General features: G+C 65.1%; 21 protein-coding genes and 1 tRNA gene. 15 read left to right on the plus strand and 7 right to left on the minus strand.

Features of this window, described 5'->3' with window-relative positions; translation table 11 throughout:
* Positions 1–28 precede the first annotated feature (28 nt).
* Positions 29–2,020 carry an acetate--CoA ligase gene (gene acs, locus ACEN9H_RS23610; RefSeq protein ID WP_413672303.1) on the minus strand — a complete coding sequence of 664 codons (1,992 nt, stop codon included), beginning with the start codon at positions 2,018–2,020 and terminating at the stop codon, positions 29–31.
* Positions 2,021–2,222: 202 nt separating this feature from the next.
* On the opposite strand from acs, the gene ACEN9H_RS23615 reads away from it, so the two are divergent.
* From ACEN9H_RS23615 to ACEN9H_RS23645, 7 genes are all read left to right on the plus strand, one after another.
* Positions 2,223–2,834, plus strand: coding sequence for a TIGR00645 family protein (locus ACEN9H_RS23615; protein ID WP_371763736.1), 612 nt, complete (start codon positions 2,223–2,225; stop codon positions 2,832–2,834).
* Positions 2,835–2,870: 36 nt separating this feature from the next.
* Positions 2,871–4,406, plus strand: a complete 1,536-nt coding sequence (locus ACEN9H_RS23620; RefSeq protein WP_056131041.1) for a fumarate hydratase — start codon at positions 2,871–2,873, stop codon at positions 4,404–4,406.
* 122 nt (positions 4,407–4,528) lie between these two features.
* Positions 4,529–5,368 carry a glutamate racemase gene (murI, locus tag ACEN9H_RS23625; protein WP_413672304.1) on the plus strand — a complete coding sequence of 280 codons (840 nt, stop codon included), beginning with the start codon at positions 4,529–4,531 and terminating at the stop codon, positions 5,366–5,368.
* A 103-nt stretch (positions 5,369–5,471) separates the two neighbouring features.
* Positions 5,472–5,547, plus strand: a tRNA-His gene (locus ACEN9H_RS23630).
* 495 nt (positions 5,548–6,042) lie between these two features.
* On the plus strand, positions 6,043–7,101 hold the full coding sequence (locus tag ACEN9H_RS23635; protein WP_413672305.1) for a hypothetical protein: 1,059 nt from the start codon (positions 6,043–6,045) through the stop codon (positions 7,099–7,101).
* A complete protein-coding gene (locus ACEN9H_RS23640; RefSeq protein WP_413672306.1) occupies positions 7,094–8,302 on the plus strand; it encodes a cation:proton antiporter in 1,209 nt (402 codons plus the stop codon). Before ACEN9H_RS23635 ends, ACEN9H_RS23640 begins: the two co-directional genes overlap by 8 nt.
* Positions 8,299–9,510 (plus strand): YbdK family carboxylate-amine ligase, encoded by a 1,212-nt coding sequence (locus ACEN9H_RS23645; RefSeq protein ID WP_056131032.1) that lies wholly within the window; start codon positions 8,299–8,301, stop codon positions 9,508–9,510. Before ACEN9H_RS23640 ends, ACEN9H_RS23645 begins: the two co-directional genes overlap by 4 nt.
* 7 nt (positions 9,511–9,517) lie before the next feature.
* On the opposite strand, the gene ACEN9H_RS23650 is transcribed toward ACEN9H_RS23645, so the two are convergent.
* From ACEN9H_RS23650 to ACEN9H_RS23670, 5 genes are all read right to left on the minus strand, one after another.
* Complete coding sequence (locus tag ACEN9H_RS23650) at positions 9,518–9,889, minus strand: YXWGXW repeat-containing protein (RefSeq protein WP_056131028.1); 372 nt, start codon at positions 9,887–9,889, stop codon at positions 9,518–9,520.
* Positions 9,890–10,192: 303 nt separating this feature from the next.
* Positions 10,193–10,540 (minus strand): energy transducer TonB, encoded by a 348-nt coding sequence (locus ACEN9H_RS23655; RefSeq protein WP_413672307.1) that lies wholly within the window; start codon positions 10,538–10,540, stop codon positions 10,193–10,195.
* Between the two features lie 74 nt (positions 10,541–10,614).
* Positions 10,615–12,393 (minus strand): methyl-accepting chemotaxis protein, encoded by a 1,779-nt coding sequence (locus ACEN9H_RS23660; protein WP_413672308.1) that lies wholly within the window; start codon positions 12,391–12,393, stop codon positions 10,615–10,617.
* 348 nt (positions 12,394–12,741) lie between these two features.
* On the minus strand, positions 12,742–13,731 hold the full coding sequence (gene dusA / locus ACEN9H_RS23665) for a tRNA dihydrouridine(20/20a) synthase DusA (protein ID WP_413672309.1): 990 nt from the start codon (positions 13,729–13,731) through the stop codon (positions 12,742–12,744).
* Between the two features lie 58 nt (positions 13,732–13,789).
* Positions 13,790–14,740, minus strand: coding sequence for a LysR family transcriptional regulator (locus ACEN9H_RS23670; RefSeq protein ID WP_413672310.1), 951 nt, complete (start codon positions 14,738–14,740; stop codon positions 13,790–13,792).
* Positions 14,741–14,840: 100 nt separating this feature from the next.
* Here ACEN9H_RS23670 and ACEN9H_RS23675 point away from each other — a divergent pair, with 100 nt between their 5' ends.
* The 7 genes from ACEN9H_RS23675 to ACEN9H_RS23705 all read left to right on the plus strand — a co-directional run bounded on the left by ACEN9H_RS23675 (position 14,841) and on the right by ACEN9H_RS23705 (position 23,528).
* Positions 14,841–15,692 carry a fumarylacetoacetate hydrolase family protein gene (locus ACEN9H_RS23675; protein WP_413672311.1) on the plus strand — a complete coding sequence of 284 codons (852 nt, stop codon included), beginning with the start codon at positions 14,841–14,843 and terminating at the stop codon, positions 15,690–15,692.
* Positions 15,693–15,722: 30 nt separating this feature from the next.
* The gene (locus ACEN9H_RS23680; RefSeq protein ID WP_413672312.1) at positions 15,723–17,810 is read left to right on the plus strand and encodes a hydantoinase/oxoprolinase family protein; all 2,088 of its coding nucleotides are present in this window, start codon (positions 15,723–15,725) and stop codon (positions 17,808–17,810) included.
* The gene (locus ACEN9H_RS23685; protein ID WP_413672313.1) at positions 17,810–19,567 is read left to right on the plus strand and encodes a hydantoinase B/oxoprolinase family protein; all 1,758 of its coding nucleotides are present in this window, start codon (positions 17,810–17,812) and stop codon (positions 19,565–19,567) included. Before ACEN9H_RS23680 ends, ACEN9H_RS23685 begins: the two co-directional genes overlap by 1 nt.
* A 7-nt stretch (positions 19,568–19,574) precedes the next feature.
* The gene (locus ACEN9H_RS23690) at positions 19,575–19,934 is read left to right on the plus strand and encodes a hypothetical protein (RefSeq protein WP_160409554.1); all 360 of its coding nucleotides are present in this window, start codon (positions 19,575–19,577) and stop codon (positions 19,932–19,934) included.
* A 9-nt stretch (positions 19,935–19,943) separates the two neighbouring features.
* The gene (locus ACEN9H_RS23695) at positions 19,944–20,966 is read left to right on the plus strand and encodes a CobW family GTP-binding protein (RefSeq protein ID WP_413672314.1); all 1,023 of its coding nucleotides are present in this window, start codon (positions 19,944–19,946) and stop codon (positions 20,964–20,966) included.
* Positions 20,967–21,036: 70 nt separating this feature from the next.
* Entirely contained in the window at positions 21,037–22,476 is a 1,440-nt protein-coding gene (locus ACEN9H_RS23700; protein ID WP_413672315.1) for an MFS transporter, read from the plus strand.
* Positions 22,477–22,502: 26 nt separating this feature from the next.
* Positions 22,503–23,528 carry a porin gene (locus ACEN9H_RS23705; protein WP_413672316.1) on the plus strand — a complete coding sequence of 342 codons (1,026 nt, stop codon included), beginning with the start codon at positions 22,503–22,505 and terminating at the stop codon, positions 23,526–23,528.
* A gap of 423 nt (positions 23,529–23,951) precedes the next feature.
* Here ACEN9H_RS23705 and ACEN9H_RS23710 read toward each other — a convergent pair whose 3' ends face one another.
* The gene (locus ACEN9H_RS23710; protein ID WP_413675625.1) at positions 23,952–24,953 is read right to left on the minus strand and encodes a sulfate ABC transporter substrate-binding protein; all 1,002 of its coding nucleotides are present in this window, start codon (positions 24,951–24,953) and stop codon (positions 23,952–23,954) included.
* A gap of 274 nt (positions 24,954–25,227) precedes the next feature.
* Between ACEN9H_RS23710 and ACEN9H_RS23715 the strand changes: the two genes are divergently transcribed.
* Complete coding sequence (locus ACEN9H_RS23715) at positions 25,228–26,127, plus strand: flagellin (RefSeq protein ID WP_413672317.1); 900 nt, start codon at positions 25,228–25,230, stop codon at positions 26,125–26,127.
* The last annotated feature ends 77 nt before the right edge of the window (positions 26,128–26,204 follow it).

The raw sequence follows: 26,204 nt of genomic DNA on the forward strand, positions 1-26,204 counted from the left end.
CAGTGTAACCGATCACGCGCCCGAATGGTCAGGCAGATTCTTTCAGTTGTTCCAGGATGGCGGGATTTTCCAGCGTCGAGATGTCCTGGGTGATGGTCTCTCCCTTGGCCAGCACGCGCAGCAGGCGGCGCATGATCTTGCCGGAACGGGTCTTCGGCAGGTTGTCGCCGAAGCGGATCTCTTTCGGCTTGGCGATCGGACCGATCTCCTTGCCCACCCAGTTGCGCAGCTCGGCGGCCAGCTTCTTCGCCTCTTCACCGGTCGGACGCGCCTGTTTCAGCACGACGAACGCGCAGATCGCCTCGCCGGTCGTCTCGTCCGGCTTGCCGACGACCGCCGCTTCCGCCACGATCGGGTGCGCCACGAGCGCGGACTCGATCTCCATCGTGCCCATGCGGTGGCCCGAGACGTTCAGCACGTCGTCGATGCGGCCCGTGATGGTGAAGTAGCCCGTGTCCTTGTTGCGGATCGCGCCGTCGCCGGCCAGGTAGTACTTGCCGCCCAGTTCATCCGGGTAGTAGGCGCTGCGGAAGCGGTCCGGGTTGTTCCAGATCGTGCGGATCATCGACGGCCACGGACGTTTCACCACGAGGATGCCGCCCTGCCCGTTCGGCACGTCGTGGCCGGCTTCGTCGACGATGGCGGCCATGATGCCCGGCAGCGGCAACGTGCAGGAACCCGGCACCATCGGGGTCGCGCCCGGCAGCGGGGTGATCATGTGGCCGCCGGTTTCCGTCTGCCAGAAGGTGTCCACGATCGGGCAGCGCTGGCCGCCGATCTGGGTGTAGTACCACATCCACGCTTCCGGGTTGATCGGTTCGCCGACGGTGCCCAGCAGGCGCAGGCTGGACAGGTCGTAGTTCTTCGGATGCACCTTCTCGTCCGTGTTGGACGCCTTGATCAGCGAACGGATCGCCGTGGGCGCCGTGTAGAAGATGCTGACCTTGTGCTTGGCGATCGTCTCCCAGAAACGGCCGGCGTTCGGGAACGTCGGCACGCCTTCGAACACGATTTGCGTGGCGCCGACCGCGGTCGGGCCGTAGCAGATGTACGTGTGGCCCGTCACCCAGCCGATGTCGGCGGTGCACCAGTAGACGTCGTCCGGCTTGAGGTCGAAGGTCCACTTCATCGTCAGCGCGGCCCACAGCAGGTAGCCGCCGGTCGAGTGCTGGACGCCCTTCGGCGTGCCCGTCGAACCCGAGGTGTAGAGGATGAACAGCGGATGTTCCGCATCCACCCACTCCGGCTCGCACTCGCCGCTCTGGCCGTCGACGAGGTCGTGCAGCCACAGGTCGCGGCCTTCCTGGAAGGCGATGTTGCCGCCGGTGCGCTTGTAGACGATGACGTCGCGGATCGTCTCGCAGCCGCCCATCGCCAGCGCCTCGTCGACGATGGCTTTCAGCGGCAGCGATTTACCGCCGCGCAGCTGCTCGTCGGCCGTGATGACGGCGACGGCGCCCGCGTCGATGATGCGCTCCTGCAGCGACTTCGCGGAGAAGCCGCCGAACACGACGGAGTGCGTCGCACCGATGCGCGCGCACGCCTGCATCGCGGCCACGCCCTCGATCGACATCGACATGTAGATGATGACGCGGTCACCCTTTTTGATGCCGCGCGATTTGAGGCCGTTGGCGAATTTGCACACACGCTCGTGCAGTTCGCGGTACGTGGCGCGGGTGACGGTGCCGTCGTCCGCTTCGAAGATGATCGCCGTCTTGTCGCCGTTGCCGTTCTCGATCTGGCGATCCAGGCAGTTGTACGAGGCGTTCAGCTGGCCATCCGCGAACCATTTGTAGAACGGCGCATTCGATTCGTCGAGGGTTTGCGTGAAGGGTTTGTGCCAGGCGACGTTTTCGCGCGCCAGGCGGGCCCAGAAACCTTCGTAGTCGCTGGCGGCTTCGTCGCACAGCTTGTTGTACGCATCCATGCCGGAAATCGCGGCATTGGCGGTGAATTGTGCGGGCGGCTGGAAGACGCGGTTTTCCTGCAGTCCCTGCTGTTGGGTCTCGTTCTCGGCCATACTAGTCTCCTATTAGATGATGTAGTAATTTTGCCTAACACCTTAAGCACTCACGCTTACTGAGCCCTTACACGGCCCAAGGCGGCATCCCCGCTGGCCATTCTATCAACCTTCGGCATACCACGACGCCGTGCCGGCAAGGCGCGGCGGGTGTAGAATGTTGAGCTGTCCTGACCGCCGCCGCATTGGAAAGCCCGCATAGATGTTCGATTCGCAACCCTCCTCCAGCGCACGCAAACGCAGCGCACTCGCCAGTTTCATGTTCGCCAGCCGCTGGCTGCAACTGCCTCTGTATCTCGGCCTGATCCTCGCGCAGTGCGTTTACGTGTTCCATTTCTGGGTCGAACTGAAGGACCTCGTGCTGGCCGCGATGGGCAACGAAGCCGCGCTGCAGCACATCTTCCAGGCCGTCGCCGTGCCGGGCGCGCCGCTGCCGGACAAGTTGAACGAAACGACGATCATGCTCGTCGTGCTGGGCCTGATCGACGTCGTCATGATTTCGAATTTGCTGATCATGGTGATCGTGGGCGGCTACGAAACGTTCGTGTCGCGCATGTATCTGGAAGACCATCCCGACCAGCCGGAATGGCTGTCGCACGTGAACGCGTCCGTGCTGAAGACCAAGCTGGCGATGGCGATCATCGGCATCTCGTCGATCCATCTGCTCAAGACGTTCATCAACGCCAAGTCCTACGATGCGCAGACGATCATCGCGCAGACCTGCATTCACGCCGTGTTCCTGCTGTCGGCGATGGCGATCGCCTACACCGACCGGATCATGATGAATACCCAGAGTGACAACAAGCACCACTGATTCCTCCGTAATCCAAGACCCCACAGCGAGACCCACATGACTGTCATTAAACAGGACGACCTGATCGAATCGGTCGCCGCCGCACTCCAGTACATCAGCTACTACCACCCCGCCGACTACATCCAGCACCTCGCGCGCGCCTACGAGGCCGAGCAGAGCCCGGCCGCCAAGGACGCCATCGCGCAGATCCTGACCAACTCGCGCATGTGCGCGGAAGGCAAGCGCCCGATCTGCCAGGACACCGGCATCGTCAATGTGTTCCTGAAGATCGGCATGAACGTGCGCTTCGAAGGCTTCGGCAGCGGCTCGATCACGGACGCCGTCAACGAAGGCGTGCGCCGCGCGTACAACTTCGCCGACAACAAGCTGCGCGCCTCGATCGTCGCCGACCCGCACTTCGAGCGCAAGAACACGAAGGACAACACCCCGGCCGTCGTGCACATGGAACTGGTCCCGGGCGACACCGTCGACGTGATGGTCGCCGCAAAAGGCGGCGGCTCGGAGAACAAGACCAAGTTCGTCATGCTGAACCCGTCCGACTCGCTGGTCGACTGGGTCCTCAAGACCGTCCCGCTGATGGGCGCCGGCTGGTGCCCGCCGGGCATGCTGGGCATCGGCATCGGCGGCTCCGCCGAGAAGGCCATGCTGATGGCCAAGGAGTCGCTGATGGAAGACATCGACATGTACGAACTGAAGGCGCGCGGCCCGCAAAATAAACTGGAAGAGCTGCGTATCGAACTGTGCGACAAGATCAACGCACTGGGCATCGGCGCGCAGGGCCTGGGCGGCCTGACGACCGTGCTGGACGTGAAGATCAACATGTACCCGACGCACGCGGCTTCGAAGCCGGTCGCGATGATCCCGAACTGCGCCGCCACGCGTCACGCGCACTTCGTGCTGGACGGCTCGGGCCCGTCGTACATCGAACCGCCGGCGCTGTCGACCTGGCCGAACGTGAACTGGACGCCGGACACGCAGAAATCGAAGAGCGTCAACCTCGACACGCTGACGAAGGAAGAAGTCGCATCGTGGCAGCCGGGCCAGACCCTGCTCCTGAACGGCAAGATGCTGACGGGCCGCGACGCCGCGCACAAGCGCATCCAGGACATGCTGGCGAAGGGCGAACAGCTGCCGGTCGACTTCACGAACCGCGTGATCTACTACGTCGGCCCGGTCGATCCGGTACGCGACGAAGTCGTGGGCCCGGCCGGCCCGACGACGGCGACCCGCATGGACAAGTTCACCGACATGATGCTCGAGAAGACGGGCCTGATCGCGATGATCGGCAAAGCGGAACGCGGCCCGGCCGCCATCGAGTCGATCAAGAACCACAAGTCGGCCTACCTGATGGCCGTCGGCGGTTCCGCGTACCTCGTGTCGAAGGCGATCAAGTCGGCGAAGGTCGTCGGCTTCGAAGACCTGGGCATGGAAGCGATCTACGAATTCGAGGTCAAGGACATGCCGGTGACGGTGGCCGTCGATGCGACGGGTACGTCGGTGCACCAGACCGGTCCGAAGGAGTGGGCTGCGAAGATCGAGTCGCTGAAGGGTATTCCGGTCGCGACGGCTTAAGCGCACGAAATTGGGCCCCCTGCCTGCGCAGGGGCGACGCATCGCACGTCGTCCCCGCGGAGGCGGGGACCCAATTTCACTCGCAATACCGCAACGCTTCCTGCCGGGTTACCATCTCCCCCATGAACACCCAAGCACACCCCGAAGACGCCCCCGTCGGCGTCTTCGACTCCGGCCTCGGCGGCCTGTCGATCCTGCGCCACATCCGCGCCCAACTCCCGCACGAACACCTGATCTACGTGGCCGACACCGGCTTCGCACCGTACGGCGACAAGCCCGAACAGGTCGTCGCCCAGCGTTCGCTGGCGGTGGCCCGCTTCCTCGTCGAACGGGGCGTCAAGGCCATCGTCGTCGCCTGCAACACGGCGACCATTTCCGCGGTTCGCCTGATGCGCGACACCTTCCCCGACCTGCCCATCGTCGGCGTGGAACCGGGCCTGAAGCCCGCGGCGGCGGCCACGCGCAGCGGCAAGGTCGGCGTACTGGCCACGGAACGCACGCTGGCCGGCGCCAAGTTCCTGCAACTGCGCGACCAGATCACGGCAGCGACGCACGCGCAGTTCCTGCTGCAGCCGTGCCGCGGCCTCGTCGACCGCATCGAACTGGGCGATACGGAAGGCACGCGCGCGCTGCTGCAGCGCTACGTGACGCCGCTGCTCGACCAGGGCGCCGACACGCTCGTCCTGGGCTGCACGCACTACCCGCTCGTGCGCGCCGCGATCGAGGACGTGATCGCATCGGCCGGCGCGCGTGCCGTTACGCTGGTGGACACCGGCGATGCCGTGACGCGCCAACTGGTGCGCTTGCTGGATGCGGGGCGCTTGCTGCGCTCCCCTTCTGGCGATGCGCCGGGCACACTGGAGGCCTGGACCAGCGCCAGCGCCACCGCACTGTCGGCCGCGTTCAATAGCCTGATCGGCATCGATCCGCCCGTGCACGAGGCGACGTTCGGCGAGGCGTGACGGCCGTTCGCACTGCTGGGCAAAACTCAATTTGCCAGAATGCGAATGACCCTATATAATCTCGTTCTGTCTCGGCAACAACGAGACAACAAGCAAGACAGTGGTGGCTGTAGCTCAGTTGGTAGAGTCCAGGATTGTGATTCCTGTTGTCGTGGGTTCGAGTCCCATCAGCCACCCCAAGAATTCGAAAAAGCCGCAAGCGCAAGCTTCGCGGCTTTTTTCATTGCTCGCCCTGCTCAGGCTGCACAGGAATTCGAACGCTGCCTGCCTGGGGTGGAATGCGCCGAGCTTCCTTCACATTCGGCGTTTGACCGACACCGCTGACGTAGGCATGGATCGCGAACTCGATTCTCCTCATCAACCGTACGCCGAGCATCTTGCACATCGTCTAAAATGCACGTCAGAAATGTACTGACGTCAATCATATTTGAGCAAATGAATCATTTGCCCTATACTTGGCCCCGATACACCCCCATAACAACGAGCGGCAGGCATCACGTTGACCTGACCGCCATGCGGCCCCGCCGCATCGCGGATGCGTAAAGCATCCACTCTTTCAACGGGTCCAGACGCCGGCCGAACGAGCCGCGCTGCGACCGCCCGCCTCCGCGCGCCGGACGGATCCAAGCTTCCAGCCGGCCCGCACCGAGGCCTTTCAATGAGGGCCGATCTTCATGACCCCAACACGACCATCGCGCTGCTACCGCCTGCTCGCGACCGCGTGCGCGCTGTGCGTCATCCTGACACCGCAAGCGCATGCGGCCAAACGCAAGCCGGCGGCGCCAAAGACACCTGCCATCGCCGACTTCCGGGAATTGAGCGGCTCGTATCCCGGCACGTGCGAACAAGCCGTCGCCCCGGCACTTTCCGGCCTGGGCGAACCGACGACGCGCCAGTGCGCCTGGAGCCAGCGTGTGGAAATGGTGTACTGGCGCAGCATCCCGACGCCGGCCGCCACCTGCCTGCCGCCGGCCGCAATCGCATGGCACCGCCTCACGCAGGCGATCCACGCGGACGCGCCGCCCTGGAACAACGCCTGGTCCGGCCGCACCGTGACCACGAACACGCCCGAATCCCAGCAACTGGCCGCCATATGGCGCGGCGACGATGGCCAATGGTCGGCGGCGCTGTGGCGCTGGCAGCCGTCCGAGAAACCGGACACGCGCACCTGGCAGGCCGGCCACTGGGCCGATGTGAAGCAGGCTGCGCACGCGATCGATGCGGGCAGTCCGCTGCCGGCGGCGGCGCCGTTGTTCGTCGCGTGGCGCGATGCGTCGGCGGGCAAGCCGCGCGTGCTCGATGGCGACACGTGGCGCTGGGTGTCCGACAAGACCTGCTTGCGACTCGAGACGTCGGGCATCAGCCAGACGCGCATCCACCTGCCCTATTCGCGCGACGATGCGCGGCTCGAGCAGCGCAGCGGCATGCAGGTGCTGCTGGCGCGCCGCTTCCCGAATGCCGAGTGGCTGCAGCCCTTTACCTTGCTGGAGCCGGGCCGTCCCGGTGACCGCACCGGTGCGAAGTTCATCGCCGTATGGCGCGAAGGCGCCAGCGTCAAGGGGCAGTTGTGGATTCCGCTGCGCGACGACGCGGGCATCGTCCGCGCGCGCATCGTCAGCGATCTCGCGCCGGCATCGCCGGAGCGTCAAAAGGAACTGGCGAAGCAGCGGGCCGACGTGATCGGGCACGAGCTGACCGCGCTGGCCCACGCCTGGGAGGTGCGCCATGAATGACGAACTGTACTCGCCCTTCTGGCTGCTGTCGCCGCTGGCCGTGCTGGGTGCCGGCCTGATGGTCGCGCTCGTGATCGGACTGACCCTGCAGCGTTTCCGCATCCCGAAACTGTATGGCGCCGTGATCGCGGGCCTGCTGCTCGGCGCGAACGGTGCCGGCTTCATCGACCGCGCGCTGCTGACGCAGTTCCAGGAGCTGCTCAACGGCGCCGCCGCGCTCGTGCTGTTCGAGGTCGGCCGCAAGATGGACCTCGCGTGGCTGCTGCGCAGCGGCCGCCAGGGCGCCAGTCTGCTGCTCGCGACCGTGGCGCGCGGCGTCGCGGCGGCCGTCACGCTGGGCCTCTTCGGCCTGCCGTGGGGCGCCGCGATCTTCATCGGATCGATCCTCATCGCCGTCAATCCCGTCATCCACAGTTCGATGGTGGCGGACGAAAACGCGAGCGGCACGAGCACGTTCGCGACGTCGAACATGGTCGGCCTCTCCAACTTCGTCGCGCTGCTGGCGCTCGGCATCACGCTCGCATGGACGCGCAGCCACGGCCAGGACGCCGACAGCGGTTTCTGGACGGAGTTGATGCGCCAGGGCGGCAAGCTCGTGATCGGCGCCCTGATCGCCGTGCTGTCGTACGGCGTGTATGCGCTGGCCACGCGACTGTGCAAGGTGCCGGCGACGCTGCGTCCCGGCATGCTGCTGGCCGCGCTGTTGATCGACCTGGGCCTGTGTTCCGTGATGTCCGCGAGCGCCCTGCTCTCGCTGCTGCTGATGGGCGTCCTGCTGCGCAATGCGGAGAAGCGCGACAACGTGTTCCAGGCGCAGTTGAAGACGGCGCAGGACATCGGCTACGTGCTGCTGTTCCTGATGTCGGCGGCGCTCGTCGACCTGCAGGCGCTGCTGCACGGCTGGACCATCGTGGCCGCGCTGACGGTGTTCGCGGTCCGCATCGCGGCCACGCGCCTGGCCCTGTGGCCGGGCACGGCGTGGGACATGCGCAAGCAGCATGCGATGGCCCTGTCGATGTGTTCCCTGGTGAGCTACGGCGGCCTCGTCGTGGACAACACCCTGAATGCCTACACCGGGCTCGATGCGACGTCCACCGCCGTCATGGGCGCGCTGCTGGCCCTGAACGTCCTGCTGGCGCCCGGCCTCACGTGGCTCGGCTTGCACCTGGCCGGCGAAACCTATCGAGGAGGCGCGCAATGAGCGAACTACTGAATGACGAAGCGCTGGGCAAGCTGAAAGCCGACGCCCAGGCACAAGCGGTATCGGGCAATGGCCCGGCCTACCTGCCCGATTTCAAGGCGTCCACGATCGGCACGATGGGCATCGAACTGGAACTGATGGTGCTCGACCGCCTGACGTTCGACCTGTTCCCCGCCGCACCGGACATCCTGCGCCTGCTGGACAAGCACGACAAGCCGTGGGTGCACACGCCGGAAATCACGACGTCGATGCTGGAAGTGGCGACTGCCATCCTCACCTCGTTCGACGAGGCGGCCGAGCAGCTGGAACACATCCGCACGACGGTGCAACGGGCCGCGTTCGATGTCGGCGCGTCGATCTCGGGCGGCGGCGCGCATCCCTTCCAGAAGTGGAACGAACAGCGCATCTACCCGAAGGAACGCTATTTCGCATCGGAGCGCAAGTTCGGCTATCTGGCTAAACTGTTTACCGTGTTTGGCATGCACGTGCACATCGGCGCGGGGACGCCGGACGAGGCGATGCGCCTGTGCTCCTGGCTCACGCAGCGCGCGCCCCTGTTCATCGCACTGTCGGCCAATTCGCCGTGCTGGCAGGGCGAAGTGTCGGGCTTCTGCAGCTCGCGCAGCAACGTCGTGGGCGCGTTCCCGATGAGCGGCATCCTGCCGTACGACATCCGCACGTGGGACGATTTCCGCGCCCACTTCGACCAGTTGGCCGGCCACGGCATCGTCAACAGCATCAAGGATTTTTATTGGGACGTGCGCCCGAAGCCGGAATACGGGACGATCGAACTGCGCGTGCTGGATACGCCGTTGAAACCCGTGTACGCGGCGGCGCTCGCGTGCTATGCGCGCGAGCTGTGCCTGGAATGGGCGGACCAGCCGGGACGCTGGCCGACCAGCAGCAGCCGCGAACTGTACATCTGGAACCGCTTCAATGCGGCGCGCGACGGCGTCGAGGCGACGTGGATCGATCCGGAATCGGGTGCATCGATGCCCATCGGGGAAGCGATCCGCGCCGACCTCGAACGACTAGCAAAACGCTCGACCGACCCCGGTTTCGGCAAGGCGTGCAAGGTGATCGAACATCTGATGAACGACGGCGGACAGGCGCGCTGGCTGCGCGCCCATCTCGCGTCCGGCGGCGGCATGAACGATCTCGCGCGGATGGCGAGCGAGATGTTCGAGGACGGCGCGCCGCTGGACTAATTGCTCGTCATGAGCGGTGCGGATTGTTGGGACGGTTGTCGACGCGGTTCGGCACGCCGTCGCCGTCACGATCGCCGTGGCGCCAGCCGCCGCGCTCCAGTTGCCAGCCGCGGTCGCCCTGGCGCCATTCCGGCCGATGCCAGACATAGCCCGGACGCACCCGTTCCCAATGGCCGCGCACCCAGGTGTAGCGGTGGCCGTTCCAGTTCCAGTAGCCCGGCGCCCATTCGTAACCGTGGCGCGCGGCCGGCACGACTTCGTGACGCGGCGGCGGCGGTGCGGTGCGCACGACGACGACATCCCGGGCGAACGCCTGCGCCGGCAAGACGGCGGCAGAACTGACGATGGCAAGGGCGGCAGCAGCGAGAATGCGTTTCATGGTGGTTCTCCTTTGGTTGCGCGGTAAAGTTGCGCTGTGAGACCACTATAGCGATTCGCCGCCCGCATTTGCCGGATTGAAGCGGGCGCTTACAACCGATACATGCCGCAACAGGCCGGTAACAGATTTTCAGATTTTCGGAGTTTCACGAGGCAGGATGCAAAAAGGGCGCCCCACGGGGACGCCCTTTTCGAACTGTTGGATGCCGCCAGGCCCAGGTCTCGCGCGCACCCGGCCAAGATGCCGGGGACGCAGAGCCTCACCTGGGGCGCCGAGCCAGGCCGGCCGGCACCCGCCAGACGATCAGTCCAGCTTCCAGGCGTAGTCGACCTTGGTCCAGGTCTGGGCCGGTGCGCCGTCCTTGGTACCCGGCTTGAACTTGCAAGCCGACAGGCCCTTCATTGCAGCCTTGTCCAGGCCTTTGAAGCCGCTCGATTTCTCCAGCTTCGAATCGGCCACCGAACCGTCGGCGGCGACGAGGAAGGACATCGACGTGATGCCCTGCTCTTCGTTCATCAGCGACGCTTTCGGATATTCGACCTTGCATTTGGACGGATCGAACGTCGCCGGCGTTTCGCCTGCAAAAGCCGAACCAGCGATACCCGAGACCAGCAGAGCGACGAGGCACACAGAAAATTTCTTATTGGACATTTTTATTACCCCCGAAAAACAAAGTTTTTTTTGATGCCGGTGCTCTCCACCGGCGCTGGACGAGCCGTCCTGGCTCAGAATTCTTCCCAATCGTCGCTGGCGGCTGCCGCTGCGACTTTTTTCGCGGTCGATGCCGGCGCATCCGTCGGACGTTCCTGCTGGGCCGGCTTCTTGGCCTTCGCGGCGGCCGGTTTCTTCAGCTGCGGCTTGGCGGCCGGGCGGACGACGACGGCGCGGCTGGCGGTGGCGGCGGCCGGCGCCGGTGCGTCCACGATGGCCTGCTCTTCGCCTTCGGCCAGCTTGAAGATGCTGACGACGCGCTGCAGTTCCGCAGCCTGGTCCTGCAGGCTCTGGAAGGCGGCGGCGGCTTCTTCGACCAGTGCGGCGTTCTGCTGCGTCATGCCGTCCATCTCGATGATCGACAGGTTGACCTGTTCAATGCCGGCGCTCTGCTCGGCGCTGGCGGCGGCGATGTCGCTCATGATGTCGGTCACGCGCTTGACGCTGTCGACGACTTCTTCCATCGTCACGCCGGCCTGGCCGACGAGCTTGCTGCCGCGGCCGATCTTCTCGACGGAGTCGCCGATCAGCTGCTTGATTTCTTTCGCGGCCGCTGCGGAACGCTGGGCCAGGTTACGCACTTCCGAGGCGACGACGGCGAAGCCGCGGCCTTGTTCACCGGCACGGGCTGCCTCGACGGCGGCGTTCAGTGCCAGGATGTTCGTCTGGAAGGCGATGCCGTCGATGACGCCGATGATGTCGGCGATCTTGCTTGCCGAGCTATTGATCTCACCCATCGTGCCGACAACCTGCGACACCACTTCACCGCCCTTGCGTGCCACGTCCGATGCGGTGGCGGCCAGGTGATTCGCTTCGCGGGCATTGTCCGCGTTCTGTTTCACGGTCGACGTCAGTTCTTCCATCGCCGACGCAGTCTTCTCCAGCGAGCTGGCTTGCAGTTCGGTACGCGACGACAGGTCGGTATTGCCGGCTGCAATTTCACGCGATGCGGTGGTGATGGTATGCGTGCCGCGACGGACCTGGCTGACGATATCGACCAGGCTGTTGCGCATCTGTTTCATTTCGATCAGCAGGCTGCCGCGATCCGACGACTTGGTGTCGATGGCGATCGACAGGTCGCCTTCGGCGATGCTGCCGGCGATCTTGGCGGTGTAGCCCGGCTCGCCGCCCAGCTGCTTCAGCAGGCCGCGGGTGATGACGGTGGCAGCCAGGATGCCGAGTGTGACGGCCAGGGCCAGCAGCACCAGCATGAAATTACGGGCGCTGGCGAAGGCGGCTTCCGCGTCGACCTGGGTCTGCGCGTTCAGCTTGTCTTCCAGCTTGCCCAGTTGATCCAGCCCTTCCAGCCATTTCTTCTGGGCCGGACGGATTTCCTTGACCATCACGCGGGTGGCGTCCATCGCGTTATTGGCCAGGTAGAGTGCCGATGCCTTGGCGATGGCCGGCATGGCGGCGCTTTCGGCTTCTTTCACTTGGTTCAGCAGGGATTTTTCTTCAGGCAACGCTTCTTCAGAGAACTTGGCTGCCAGTTTTTGTTGCAGAGCATCGTATTTGGCGGTCTGTTCCTTGAAACGGTTCAGTTCCGGCTCCATGTCGGCCGGGTCCGTCATCAGGGTGAGGGTACGCAGCGAGGTGACGCGTTCGCTCACGTTGTTACGCATGTCGACGACCAGGCGTGTCACGACATTGTTGACATTCACGACGTGGTCCAGCCGGTTCTGGATCTGCGCCATGCGCAGGATGCCGACAACGGTAACGATAACCAGCAGCACGAGCACGAGGGCAAAACCCAGGCCCAGACGCACGCCGACCTTCATGTTTGCTAAGTTCATTCCTTATCTTCCCTGTTTCAAGTGATCAGACCCGCTCCGGAGTCTTTGTCTTTTGTTACGGAAAGTCCATCTTCCCGGTGGACTTACGTATTTCCGTCAGGATAAATCAAAACGACGATTTGCAGACAGAAAACATGCACCGCTGTAATTATGTTTCACAACAACAACAGGATTAGATGTCATGCAAGGAGAAGAGCCCAGATTATGGGTCTATTCTTGCTATAGGGCAAGGATAACGTTGCAAACGATTAAAAGTTTGCAACATTTTTTGTAGCGGATTTTGAACATCCCGGCCATTTTCATGCAGCCTGGGTAGCAAAATAACTAAAAGTCAACCTTACGCGGCGCTTACGCGGCGAGGCGCAGTTTGCCGGCGGCTTCAAGGAGGAGGTCGGGGTTGCCTGCGGCGAGGCGGCGGGAATCGGACAGCAACTGGCGATAGCCGCGCGCGCCCGGCAGGCCGGCCATCAGGCCCAGCATGTGGCGCGTGATGCTGTTCAGGCGCAGGCCCAGCGGACCGTAGCGCTCCAGCTCGGCGCGGATGTATGGAATCATGGCTTCCAGCACCTGTTCGCGCGTTTTCGGCAGGGTCGCGTCGCCATAGAAGCGGGCGTCCCAGCCGGCCATCACGTAGGGATTGTGGTACGCCTCGCGGCCGATCATGACGCCGTCCACGTGCTGCAGGTGCGTGGCGATCTCGTCGTCGGTCTTGATGCCGCCGTTGATGATGATCTCGAGGTCGGGGAATTCGCGCTTCAGCTGGTACGCCACTTCATAGCGCAGCGGCGGGATCTCGCGGTTTTCCTTGGGCGACAGCCCTTTCAGCACGGCATTACGCGCGTGCACGATAAAGGTGCGGCAGCCGGCGTCGGCGATGGTGCCGATGAAATCGCGCACGAAGCCGTATTCCTCGTTGTAATCGATGCCGATACGGTGCTTGACGGTGACGTCGATGCTGACGGCGTCGCGCATCGCCTTCACGCAATCGGCGACGAGTTGCGGTTCCTGCATCAGGCAGGCGCCGAACGCCCCCTTCTGCACGCGCTCGGACGGGCAGCCGCAATTCAGGTTGATCTCGTCATAGCCCCACTGCTCCCCCAGCTTCGCGCTCTTGGCGAGGTCGGCGGGATCGCTGCCGCCCAGCTGCAGCGCGATGGGATGCTCGACGTCGTCGTAGCGCAGGTGGCGTTCGACATCGCCATGGATCAGGGCGCCCGTCGTCACCATCTCTGTATACATCCAGGTGTGCTGCGTGATCTGGCGGTGGAAGACGCGGCAATGGCGGTCGGTCCAGTCCATCATAGGGGCGACACTTAACGTTCTCTTGCGGTATTTCATACTATCCAGGCTCGGCACCGAAACCGGTCAGTATATACGACGCCCCTCGAACCTGTCTTCACCCGACACTGACCGGCACGCCGCCAACCTGTGCCTCGTTCGCGATTTCCCTGACGAGCTGCATGACCGTCTTGCCCGCGAGCGTCAACGGTCCCTGCTGGGACACCGCCAACGCGATATGACGCAGCAGCTGCGGCTCGACGATCGCGCTGGACTGGAGCTGGAGGGACCGGGTTGCCCCGGAAATAGCATACGGCCCCAGCAGTGCATACATGCCGCCATTGCTCACGATCCGCGTCTGTAACGCGAGCGAGTCGACCTCGGCCACGACATTCAGCGCGATCCCATGCTCGGCCGCGACATGGTCGAGCCGGTCCCTCCATGAGTTCGGCCGGCAGAACATCACGAGAGGCAGCCGGTTCAACGACCGGAAAGAGACGGTCGGTGCACCCGTCAACGCGTCGCCGGGCGGTCCGACGAGGTACGTCTCCACTTCGGACAGGTAGACGTCGCCATGGTTGGGTGTCGCGCTGTGCCGGTACAGCAGTGCCAGGTCGACGTCGCCATTCTCGAGCCAGGTTTCCAGCTGCGCCCCCTGCCCTTCCCGGATCGTCAACTGGATCAGCGGAAACCGCTCCTTCAGCCGGTAATACAGCGTCGTGACGAACGGGTGGGCCGTCGACGGCAGGATCCCGAGCCGGACCGCGCCGACGGGCGTGTCCGCCGTCGCGCGGATATCGTTGGTCAGCTGGTCGGTGTCGGCAATCCACCTGCGGATGCGCGGTGCGATCCGGCGCCCGAGCTCCGTCAGCACGACGCCACGTCCCGTACGAACGAACAACCGCCCCCCGCACTCGCGCTCCAACTCGGTGATCTGCCGGCTGATGTGCGGCTGCGTCGTCCCGTAGGCCGTCGCCGCCTTCGTCAGGCTTCCCAGCTCGCTCACGACGATGAACAGCTTCCAGGCCCCGTAATGGATGGCGTCTTCTTGGTATGCGTTTTTAGGCATGTCTGAAATGTCTGACCGATGGCTTCCGGCATAGCCTAGCACGGCCTAGACTCGATTTGCCAATCTGAATCGACTAACAACACAACGGAGGAGATACGGGATGAAACTCGTGGCTTACCAATACGAAGGCAAGGCCGGCTACGGCGTGCTGTCCGGCGACCGGATCGCCGCCCCGGGCAAGGATTTCCTGGAACGCTATCCGGACATCCGTTCCGTCCTGGACGGCGGCGCGCTGCCCGAACTGCAGGAAGTCGTGACCAGTGCACCGGCCACGCTCGCCCTGGCGGACGTTGAACTGCTGCCGCCGCTCGCCAATCCGCGCAAGATCTTCTGCGTCGGCCTGAACTACAAATCGCACGTCGCCGAGACGAAGCGTCCGGATGCCGAACACCCGGCGATCTTCGTGCGCTTCGCGGACTCGCTCATCGCCGACGGCGCGCCGCTGCGCTACCCGAGCGGCAAATCGGAAAAATTCGACTTCGAGGGCGAACTCGCCGTCGTCATCGGCAAGGGCGGCAGCGACATCGCCGAGGCGGATGCAATGGCCCATGTCGCCGGCTATGCCTGCTTCAACGACGCCACCGTGCGCGACTGGCAGCGCCACACGCACCAGTGGACCCCCGGTAAAAACTTTCCCGGCACAGGCGCCTTCGGCCCGGCGCTGGTCACGGCGGACGAGATCGCCGACATCACGCAATCCGTGCTGACGACCCGGCTGAACGGCACCGTCATGCAACAGGCGCCGCTGTCGGACCTGATCTTCACGCTGCCCGTCATCATTTCGTATCTGTCGACGTTCACCCGACTCTCCCCCGGCGACGTGATCGCGACGGGCACCCCGGGCGGCGTCGGCGACCGCCGCGAGCCGCCGCTGTACATGAAGCCGGGCGACACGGTCGAGGTCGAGATCAGCGGCATCGGACTGCTGAAGAACACCGTCAAGGCTCTCTGAGCCCATCGAAGCAAACAAGGAGACAACAGCATGACCACGGAAAACACCGCGGGCCACCTGCGCATCGCCGTCGACATCGGCGGCACGTTCACGGACCTGGCGATCCTCAACGAAAAGACGGGCGAGCTGTCGTTCGGCAAGGCGTTGTCCACGCACGGCCAGCTCGTGAACGGCATCCAGAACACGCTCGACAGCGCCGGCGCGCACGTCGAGGACGGCGGCCTGTTCCTGCACGGCTCGACGATCGCGATCAACACGCTGCTGGAGCGGAACGGCGCGAAGACGGCCCTGCTCATCACCCAGGGCTTCCGCGACATCTACGAGATCGGCCGCGTCAACCGTCCGGACGCATACAACCTGTTCTTTTCCAAGCACGAGCCCCTGATCCGCCGTTCGCTGCGCTTCGAAGTGCCGGAGCGCCTGCTGGCCGACGGCACGGTCTACCGGCCGCTCGACGAGGATGCGGTGCGCGCGCTGGCACGCCAGCTCAAGGACGAAGGCGTGGACGCGGTCGCGGTCCTGCTGCTGCACTCGTACCGCAATCCCGCGCACGAGATCCGGGTGCGCGACATCGTCCGCGAGGAGATCCCCGGCGTGTTCGTCACCGCGTCGCACGAACTGTCGCAGGAATACCGCGAGTTCGAGCGTGTCTCGACGGTGGCGGCCAATGCCTACGTCGGCCCGCGCGTGTCCGCCTATCTGGGCGAACTGGAAGAGCACCTGGACCAGCAGGGCTTCCCGGGCGATTTCTATGCCGTGCAATCGACCGGCGGACTGTTCCCCCTCGACCACGCACGGCGCGAATGCGTGCGCATGCTGGAATCCGGCCCGGCCGCGGGCGTGATCGGCGCGCAGGCGATCTGCGCCCAGCTGGGCCTCGGCGATGCGATCGCGTTCGACATGGGCGGCACGACGGCGAAGGCCGGCGTCATCAACGACGGCAAGCCGCTGACGAGCAGCAGCGCCCTGATCGGCGGCTACGAGAAGGCGCTGCCGATCCAGATCCCGATGATCGACATCTTCGAGGTCGGCACCGGCGGCGGCAGCATCGCGCGCCTGGAAGTGGGCAACGCGCTGCGCGTCGGCCCGCAAAGCGCCGGCTCGATCCCGGGACCCGTGTGCTACCAGCGCGGCGGCACCGAGCCGACCGTGACGGACGCGAACCTGCTGCTGGGCCGCCTGGACGAACACAACTTCCTCGGCGGCGAAATGCTGCTCGACAAGGACCGTGCCTACCGCGCGATGCAGACGAAGATCGGCGATCCGCTCGATATCGATCCGGTGCGCGCCGCCGACGGCATCCTGCGCATCGCCGTGACGTCGATGTCCCACGCGGTGAAGGCCGTGACGACGGAGCGCGGCCTGGACGCCGGCAGCTTCACGATGGTCGTCTACGGCGGCGCGGGGCCGCTGCACGCCTCCGCCATCGCCCGCGAACTCGGCATCCGCAAGGTGCTGATTCCGTTCGCGCCCGGCTACTTCTCCGCCTACGGCATGCTGTTCTCGGACCTGCGCTACGACTACGTGCGTTCGGTGTTCCGCAAGCTGGACGACGTGTCGTTCGAAGAGATCGAGGCGATCTACGCCGGCATGGAGGCCGAGGGCCGCGCCGCGCTGGCGCAGTCCGCGGTGGCGCCGGAATCCATCGTGATCGAGCGCGCGGCCGACATGCGCTACGTCGGCCAGGAGCACGCCGTCGCCGTGGACCTGCCGACCGAATTCTTCGCGCGCCAGGACCGCGGCGCGATCAAGCAGCGTTTCGACGCCGTGCACAACGTCCGCTACGGTACGTCGGCACCGGGCGAGCCGGCCGACCTCGTGAGCCTGCGCGTCACGGTGCTGGGCGTGATGCGCAAGCCGCCCCGCCACGCCGTCGAGGAAGGCAGCGCCGTGCCGCCGGACGAAGCGCTGCGTGCCCGCAAGGACGTGTACTTCCGCTCGGCCGCCGGCTTCGTCGCCACGCCCGTCTACAAGCGGCACCTGCTGCGCAGCGGGAACCGCATCACCGGACCGGCGCTCGTCGAGGAACATGCATCGACCACCGTCGTGCAACCGGGCGACGAGGTGCTCGTCGACGCCTTCGGCAACCTGCAAATTTCCATCGGGAGCGAACTGTAATGAACACGCAAGCACACGCCGCAGAAGCGGTCGATGCCGTCACCGTCGAGATCATCCGCAACGGCCTGATCGCGGTGACGGAAGAAATGAAATCCAACCTCACGCGAACGGCCTACAACCTGATCATCTACGAGGCGCTGGATTTCACCGTGGGTCTGTTCACCGTGGAAGGCGACTCGATCTCCATCGGCCTCGGCCTGCCGATGTTCATCCGCGGCATGAGCGAAACCGTGAAAGCGAAGATCCGCCACTTCGGGCTCGAGAACATCAAGCCGGGCGACATCCTCGTCACCAACGACGCGTACACGACGGGCAGCCACCTGAACCACTTCACGTTCACGATGCCGGTGTTCCACGAGGATGAGCTGATCGGCTTCACCTGCTGCATGGCGCACTGGCTGGACGTGGGCGGCACGCTGGGCCAGATCACGACCGACATCTATTCGGAAGGCATCCAGATCCCGATCGTCAAGTATCGCAAGGAAGGCGTCGTCAACCAGGATCTGGTCGACATCATCGCGATGAACGTGCGCCTGTCGGAGCGCGCGATGGGCGACCTGCGCGCGCAGATCACGGCAATCACGACGGGCGAACGGCGCTACCTGGAACTCGTGCGCCGCTACGGCTGGCAGGCCGTGCGCGCGTCTGTCGTGCAGATCATGGACCATTCGGAAGCGCTGGCCCGCGCCAACACCCTGAGCATCCCGGACGGCGTGTACGAAGCCGAATCGTACATGGACGACGACGGCCTCGAAGTCGGCAAGCGCATCCCGATCCGCGTCAAGGTGGTCGTGCAGGGCGACGAGATGACGGTCGACTTCACCGACGTCGCCAAGCAGGTGCGCGGCTTCTACAACTCCGGTTTCACGACGGGTATCGCCTGCGCCCAGGTCGCGTACAAGTGCCTGACGACGCCGACGGACTACCCCGTCAACGACGGCAGCTTCCGTCCCTTGAAAGTCATCATGCCGATGGGGACCGTGATCAGCGCGGAGCGGCCGTTCCCGATGCGCGTGTGGATGACGTTCCCGATGACGGTGATCGACACGATCTTCAAGGCGCTCGCCCCCGCGATTCCCGACCGCGCGATCGCGGGCCACCACGCCGACCTCGTGTTCCCGAACATCCACGGCATCTCGCCGGAAGACGGGCGCCTGTTCATCGTCGGCATCGGCCCGCTGGGCGGCGGCTGGGGCGCCAAGTCGCGCGAGGACGGCGTGTCGGCCACGGTCTGCATCAACGACGGCGACACCCACAACAGCCCCACCGAGCAGCTGGAGGCGAAATACCCCGTGCTGGTGGAAAGCTACCGGCTGCGCCAGGACAGTGCAGGCGCGGGACGCCAGCGCGGCGGCCTGGGCGCCGAAATGGTGGTGCAGGCGCTGTCGCCGTTCTCGGTCACGACGCGTATCGACCGCGTCCACTGCAAGCCGTGGGGCCTCGATGGCGGCCATGAAGCGGCGGGCAACGGCATCGGCATCCGCAAGGACGGCGTCTGGGACGAAAGCCATGCGAACGCCAAGGTGTTCAACGTCCGCCTGGCGCGCGGCGATGCGTACAAGATGCTGTCGGGCGGCGGCGGCGGATTCGGCGATCCGGCCGAGCGCGATCCCGCGCTGGTGGCGGACGACGTGCGCGAGGGCTACGTCAGCCGCGAGCAGGCCGCGAGCGCCTACAAGGTGATCGTCGGCGCCGACGGCAAGCTGGATGCCGCGGCCACGGCACGGCTGCGCGGCACCGCGTCCGTCACCGCCTGAGGCCACGATGGAAGCCGCCGCCCACGCCGTATCGGTCGAAGCACGCGAACTGCTCGACATCTGGGACCGCCTGGCACGCCAGCACGTGGCGCTGGCGGGAAGCTGCGCCTGCAGCGCGGGTGGCGTCACGCTGCAGCTGCAGGACTTCGAGCAGGACATCGCCGACTACCTGCTGGGCCAGGCGGAGCGCAACGGCCGCGCGGACGTCGCGGCACTGCTGCGCGAACGGGGCCGCGCGGATGACGGCACCTGGAGCATCGGCGCCCTGCTCGGGGCGCTGGCCGGGGCGCCAGGGGACGACACCTGTGCCTTCCTCGTCGCCCGGCTCGGCAAGACCCTGCGTTCTTTCGCTAAACTCCATGGTTGAGGAACACACATGAGCCCCAACGACAAACCCACGCTGCCGCTGCCCGTCACCGTATTGACCGGCTTCCTGGGCAGCGGCAAGACCACGCTGCTGTCGCACATCCTGCGCGATCCGGCCTTCGCCCGCACCGCGGTCATCATCAACGAGTTCGGCGAAGTCGGCCTCGATCACGACCTGCTCGAACAGACGCGTGAGGAACTCGTCCTGCTGGCGAACGGCTGCGTGTGCTGCACCGTGCGCGGCGACCTGCAGGCCACGCTGGCCCGGCTGGCGCGCGACGGTGCGGCGCTCGGCATCGACCGCGTCGTGCTCGAGACGACGGGCCTGGCCGACCCGGCGCCGATCCTGCACACCCTGATGGCCGAACCGTCGCTGCGCGAGCACTTCCGCTTCGACCGGCTGATCACCACGGTGGATGCGGTGAACGGCGCGGACACGCTGGCACGTCACGACGCGGCACGGCACCAGGTCGCACTGGCCGACCGCCTCGTGCTGACGAAGACCGACCTGTCCACGCCGCAGGGACGCGCGGCACTCGAACGCCGGCTGGCAGCACTCAACCCGGGTGCGCCCGTGTGCCCCGCGACCCAGGGCAGGATCGAACCGGAGATCCTGTTCGGCGGCGCGGTCGCGCACGCCGCGGCCGACAGCGACGCGTGGATCGCCCGTGCGACCGGGCATGACCATCACGATCACGATCATCATCACCACCACGACCACGCCGGGGACATCCGCTCGCATGCCGTCGTGCTCGACGAGCCGGTGTCGTGGCGCGGCTTCCAGGCCTGGCTCGACATGATGACGGCCATGCGCGGTCCGGACCTGTTGCGGGTAAAAGGCATCGTGCACGTGCGCGAGCATCCGGAAGCGCCCATCGTCATCCACGGCGTCCAGCACATCTTCCATCCGCCCCGCAAGCTGGACGCCTGGCCAGGCACGGACCGCCGCACGCGTCTCGTGTTCATCACGCGCGGCATCGACCAGGACGACATCGAAGCGACGCTGGCCGTGTTTGCCCACAAGGAGACATGAACCGGTCACATACGCAGAAGCTCCCGTAGGCCGCCCAGACGGCACCACAATCAATAATCACGGAGACAACATGAGCATCGCAAACCAGACAGTCACACCCGAACACCAGTTCGAGCCATCGCCCAAGCGCGAACAGAACGTCGCGCAGGCCGCCCCGCTGCTCTTCCGGCTCGAGAACGTCCACATGTCGCGCTGGCACACGAAGGCCAGGGTCATCATGGGCAGCGCCACGTTCTTCGACGCGTTCGACGCCCTGTCGCTCGCTTTCGTCCTCCCGGTCCTGATCGGGCTGTGGAAGATCACGCCCGGGCAGGTCGGCCTGCTGATCGCGTCCGGCTACCTGGGCCAGGTCGTCGGTGCCCTGTTCTTCGGCTGGCTCGCCGAGCGCATCGGGCGCGTGCGCAGCGCCGGCATCACGATCGGCCTCATGTCCATCATGAGCATCGGCTGCGCGCTGGCCGGCAACTTCAACATGCTGTTCCTGGCCCGGTTCATCCAGGGGATCGGCGTCGGCGGCGAGGTGCCGGTGGCCGCCACCTACATCAACGAACTGTCGCAGGCGAAGGGCCGCGGGCGCTTCTTCCTGCTGTACGAACTGATCTTTCCGATCGGACTGCTGGGCGCGGCACAAGCGGGCGCGTTCGTCGTGCCCCGCTTCGGCTGGGAGTACATGTTCCTGATCGGCGGCCTTCCCGGCCTGCTGATCTGCCTCCTCGTATTCCGCCTGCCGGAATCGCCGCGCTGGCTGATCGGCCGCGGACGCTACGCGGAAGCGGAGCGCATCATCGCGTCCGTCGAGGCTTCCAGCCGTGGACGCCACCTCGATCCGGCCACGCAGCCGGACGCCTGCGCGGCACGCACCGCGGAACTGGCACGCACGCTGCAGAACAAGCGCAAGGGGTCGTGGAAGGAACTGTTCTCGCCCGTCTACAAGCGCCGCACGTTCGTCGTATGGGCGCTGTGGGCGAGCGCATACTTCGTCGCCAACGGCATCAACAACTGGCTGCCCAGTCTCTACAAGACCGTGTACCACCTGCCGCTGCAGGAAGCGCTGCACATGGCATCGCTGTCGAACGTGCTGAGTACCTGCGCCGTCGTCTGCTGCGCGCTGCTGATCGACCGTACGGGGCGCCGCCGCTGGGCCATCGGCAGCTTCATCCTGGCCGGACTGCTGCTCGTCGGCCTGGTCACGCTCGGTACCGACAGCGCCACCCACGTGATGATCCTCGGTTCGGCCGCCTACGCCGTGATGGGCACGACGACGGTGATGCTGTACCTGTACACGCCGGAGATCTATCCGACGCGGATCCGCGCGATCGGCACCGGCCTCGCCACGTCGTGGCTGCGCGCCGCATCGGCGACGGCGCCTGCACTGGTCGGCGTCGTGCTGGCGAAGGACGGCATCAACACCGTGTTCCTCATGTTCGCGGGGATGACCGTCGTCGGCCTCGTCGCGGCCCTCGGCATGATCGAAACCACCAACCGCTCGCTCGAAGAAATCTCGCCCTGAGGCGATAGCCCGCACCCGAAGACACCATGACAATCGAAAACAACAAAGCCGCGCTGGCCGCGGCAGGGGCCCTCGCATGCCTGCTGTGCGCAAATGCGGCCGCACAATCGTCCATCGAACTCTATGGTTTGATCGGCACCTACCTGGGCAGCGTGAAGCGCAGCGGCGAGCCGCAGGCGGTCACGCAGCTGAACGGCGGTGGCCTGACGACGTCCTTCCTTGGCTTGCGCGGCAGCGAGGATCTCGGATCGGGCAACCGCATCGTCTGGTCGCTGGAAAGCTTCTACCGCCCGGATACTGGTGAGCAGGGCCGCAACGCGACAGACCCGTTCTGGTCCCGCAATGCCTGGGTCGGCGTGGAAGGCAGCTTCGGCAGGCTGACACTGGGCCGGCAGACGAATCCGATGTACCAGCAGATGCTGCAACTGAGCCCGTTCGGCACCTCGGTGGTGTTCTCGCCGCTCGCGACACAGAGCTTCGTCGCGGCGTACGGCAGCAACGTGCTCGGGGACACGGTGTGGAACAACGTGATCCGGTACACGACGCCGCGCGTCGGCGGCGTGCGCGCCAGCATCGACTACGGCCCGGGCGAACAGGCCGGCCGGGCGGGCGTGGCGAACCTGGGCGTGCACGCCGACTACAACGACGGTCCGTGGAGCGCGGCCGTCAGCGCACAGCGGCTGCGCGTCAACATCCTCACGCCGCTGCCGGTGGAACAGAAGGCGTGGATGGCGGGCGTCGCCTACGACTTCGGTCCGGTCAAGGTCTACGGCAATGCCGGCCACGCCGGCATCGACGGCGGGAACACGTCGCGGCTGCTCGATGCCGGGTTGTCGGTCCCGGTGGGCGCGCGGGGCGCGATCCTGCTGGAGAGCGCCCGCACGAGATTGACGCCGGCGCGCGGCGCGAACACGCAACGCCGCACGACGTCGCTCGGCTATGACTACCGGCTGTCCAAACGAACGGACGTGTATCTCATCCACACGGGCGACAAGAAAACCGGCGCGGGCTATGCGGCAACGAACGCGCTCGGCATCCGTCACGCTTTTTGAGGGGTTCGACCGGCACTGGAGCGCCGCATGCACCACGGTGCGGCTTCCCGCATGCCTACCCGGGCCGCCCCCGGCGCCTGCACTTTTCCACATCGTGAAGAGAGCAGGCGACATGGGATTCGAACTCGACGAAAAGATCGGTATCACGCGCATCCGCCTCAGCTTGCCCGTATGTAGCCTGACGGTGGTGGCGGCAGGCCACGCGCCCCGTCCACCGCTACGAGTACGCCATCCAGTTCACGGACGGCGCTGCAGCGGCTCCCGCTAGTCGCCGCGGTTGAAGGGGAAGCACAGCGCGGCGATCACGAGCACGATGACCAGGAACCATGTCACCCGATCGAGCCAGTCCATGATGGGTCCGTAAAAAGAGAATGCCGGCGCGGGAAGCGCCGGCGTCGACGTCAGGCTATCTTACGCCGATGCTTACTTGCCCGGCTGATACAGCTGGTCGAACGTGCCGCCATCCGCGAAGTGGGTCTTCTGCGCCTTGGTCCAGCCGCCGAACACGTCGTTGATGGTGAACAGGTTCACTTTCGGGAACTGCGCCGCGTACCTCTCGGCGACCTTGGCATTGATCGGGCGGTAGTAGTTCTTCGCGATGATGTCCTGGCCTTCATCCGTGTACAGGAATTGCAGGTAGGCGTCCGCCACCTTGCGGGTGCCGCGCTTGTCGACGACCTTGTCGACGACGGCCACCGGCGGCTCGGCCAGGATGCTCGCCTTCGGCGCGACGATCTCGAATTTATCCGGACCCAGTTCCTTGATGGCCAGGATCGCCTCGTTTTCCCAGGCGATCAATACGTCGCCGATGCCGCGTTCGACGAAGGTCGTCGTCGCGCCGCGGGCGCCGGAATCCAGCACCGGCACGTTCTTGAACAGCTTGGCCACGTAGTCGCGCGCCTTCGCTTCATTGCCGCCCGGCTGTTTCAGGGCGTTGCCCCAGGCCGCCAGGTAATTCCAGCGCGCGCCGCCGGACGTCTTCGGGTTCGGGGTGATGACTTGCACGCCGGGCTTGATCAGGTCGTTCCAGTCGTGGATGCCTTTCGGGTTGCCCTTGCGGACCAGGAACACGATGGTCGAGTTGTACGGCGAGCTGTTGTGCTGCAGGCGCTTCTGCCAATCCCTGGCGATCAGGCCGCGCTCGGCGATCTCGTCGATGTCCCAGGCAAGGGCCAGCGTGACGACGTCCGCCTGCAGGCCGTCGATCACGGAGCGGGCCTGCTTGCCCGAACCGCCGTGCGACGCCTTGAAGGTGACGTTGTCGCCGGTCTGGGCCTTGTACCTGGCGGCGAAGGCTTTGCCGACGTCCTGGTACAGCTCCCGCGTCGGATCGTACGACACGTTCAGGAGAGTGATGTCGGCGGCATGCACGGTCGGGGCGATCAGCGCGATGCCGACCAGGGCCTGGATCAGTTTTCTTGACAACATATGGAGGCTCTTTTCGAAAGGTTCTGGAAGGCACAGGTTAAGCACACCCCCTCGAAAGAAGAACGAATACTTTCGGTCTTGTATATCCGGTTTACGCATGACAGCCCTGCCATACGTACAACAGTCAAAATGACAACATGAAACCCGCAAAAAAAAATTTAAAAAATTTCCGCTCGGCATTTAATGACGGACGTGAAATGGTCGTCCTGTACTTGTGAGAGCGCGAGATGCGCAACCTCCCAACAGTATCCAAGCCATTAGGAGCCATATCATGCTGAGCCTTCACACCAACGTCGCATCGCTTTCCGCACAAAATTCGCTGAGCCGCACCCAGAGCTCGCTGTCGACCTCGATGACCCGCCTGTCGACCGGTTACCGCATCAACTCGGCAATGGACGACGCAGCCGGCCTGCAGATCGCCACCCGCCTGAAATCCCAGAGCAGCGGCATGGCCGTCGCCATGCGTAACACCCAGAACTCGATCTCGATGCTGCAGACCGCCGACGGCGCGCTGAACGAAGTCACCAACATCCTGACCCGCATGAAGGACCTGGCAACCCAGGCCGCCGACGGTTCCTCGTCCGACGACGACAAGAAAGCGATGGACAAGGAATACAACTCGCTGACCGACGAACTGTCGAACATTTTCTCGAACACCAAATTCGGCGGCACCGAGCTGCTGTCGACCAGCGCGAACGGCAAGCTGAACGCCGCCGCCGGCATCACCTTCCAGATCGGTGCCGACAGCTCGGAAAAAATGACGGCGAACTTCGACACCGAACTCTCCGCGGCCGGCGGCGTGACCGACTCGATCACGACGGCGACCACCGGTTTCGTCTCGAACGCCGGCGGTGCGCCGATCGCCGCCTCGACCGGTTCGATCCTGTTCACCGACGCCAACACTGCGATCGGCAGCCTGAACACGGCCATCGACGCCGTCTCGACCCTGCGTTCGAAGCTGGGCGCCGTGTCGAACCGCCTCGACCACGTCTACAACAACCTGTCGAACATCTCGAGCAACACGCAAGCCGCTACCGGCCGCATCATGGACGTCGACTTCGCGACCGAGTCGTCGAGCATGACCTCGAACCAGATGCTGATGCAAGCTGGTACCGCCATGCTGAAGCAGACCAACAGCATGTCGTCGATGGTCATGTCCCTGCTGCAGTAATCGCAGGGCCAGTAATGGCCACCCCGGGCTAGTCCAGCCGGAATCCGCAAGAGGCCAGCCACAAGCTGGCCTTTTCA

Source organism: Massilia cellulosiltytica (assembly GCF_047325105.1).
Taxonomy (GTDB): Bacteria; Pseudomonadota; Gammaproteobacteria; order Burkholderiales; family Burkholderiaceae_D; genus Telluria; species Telluria orientalis.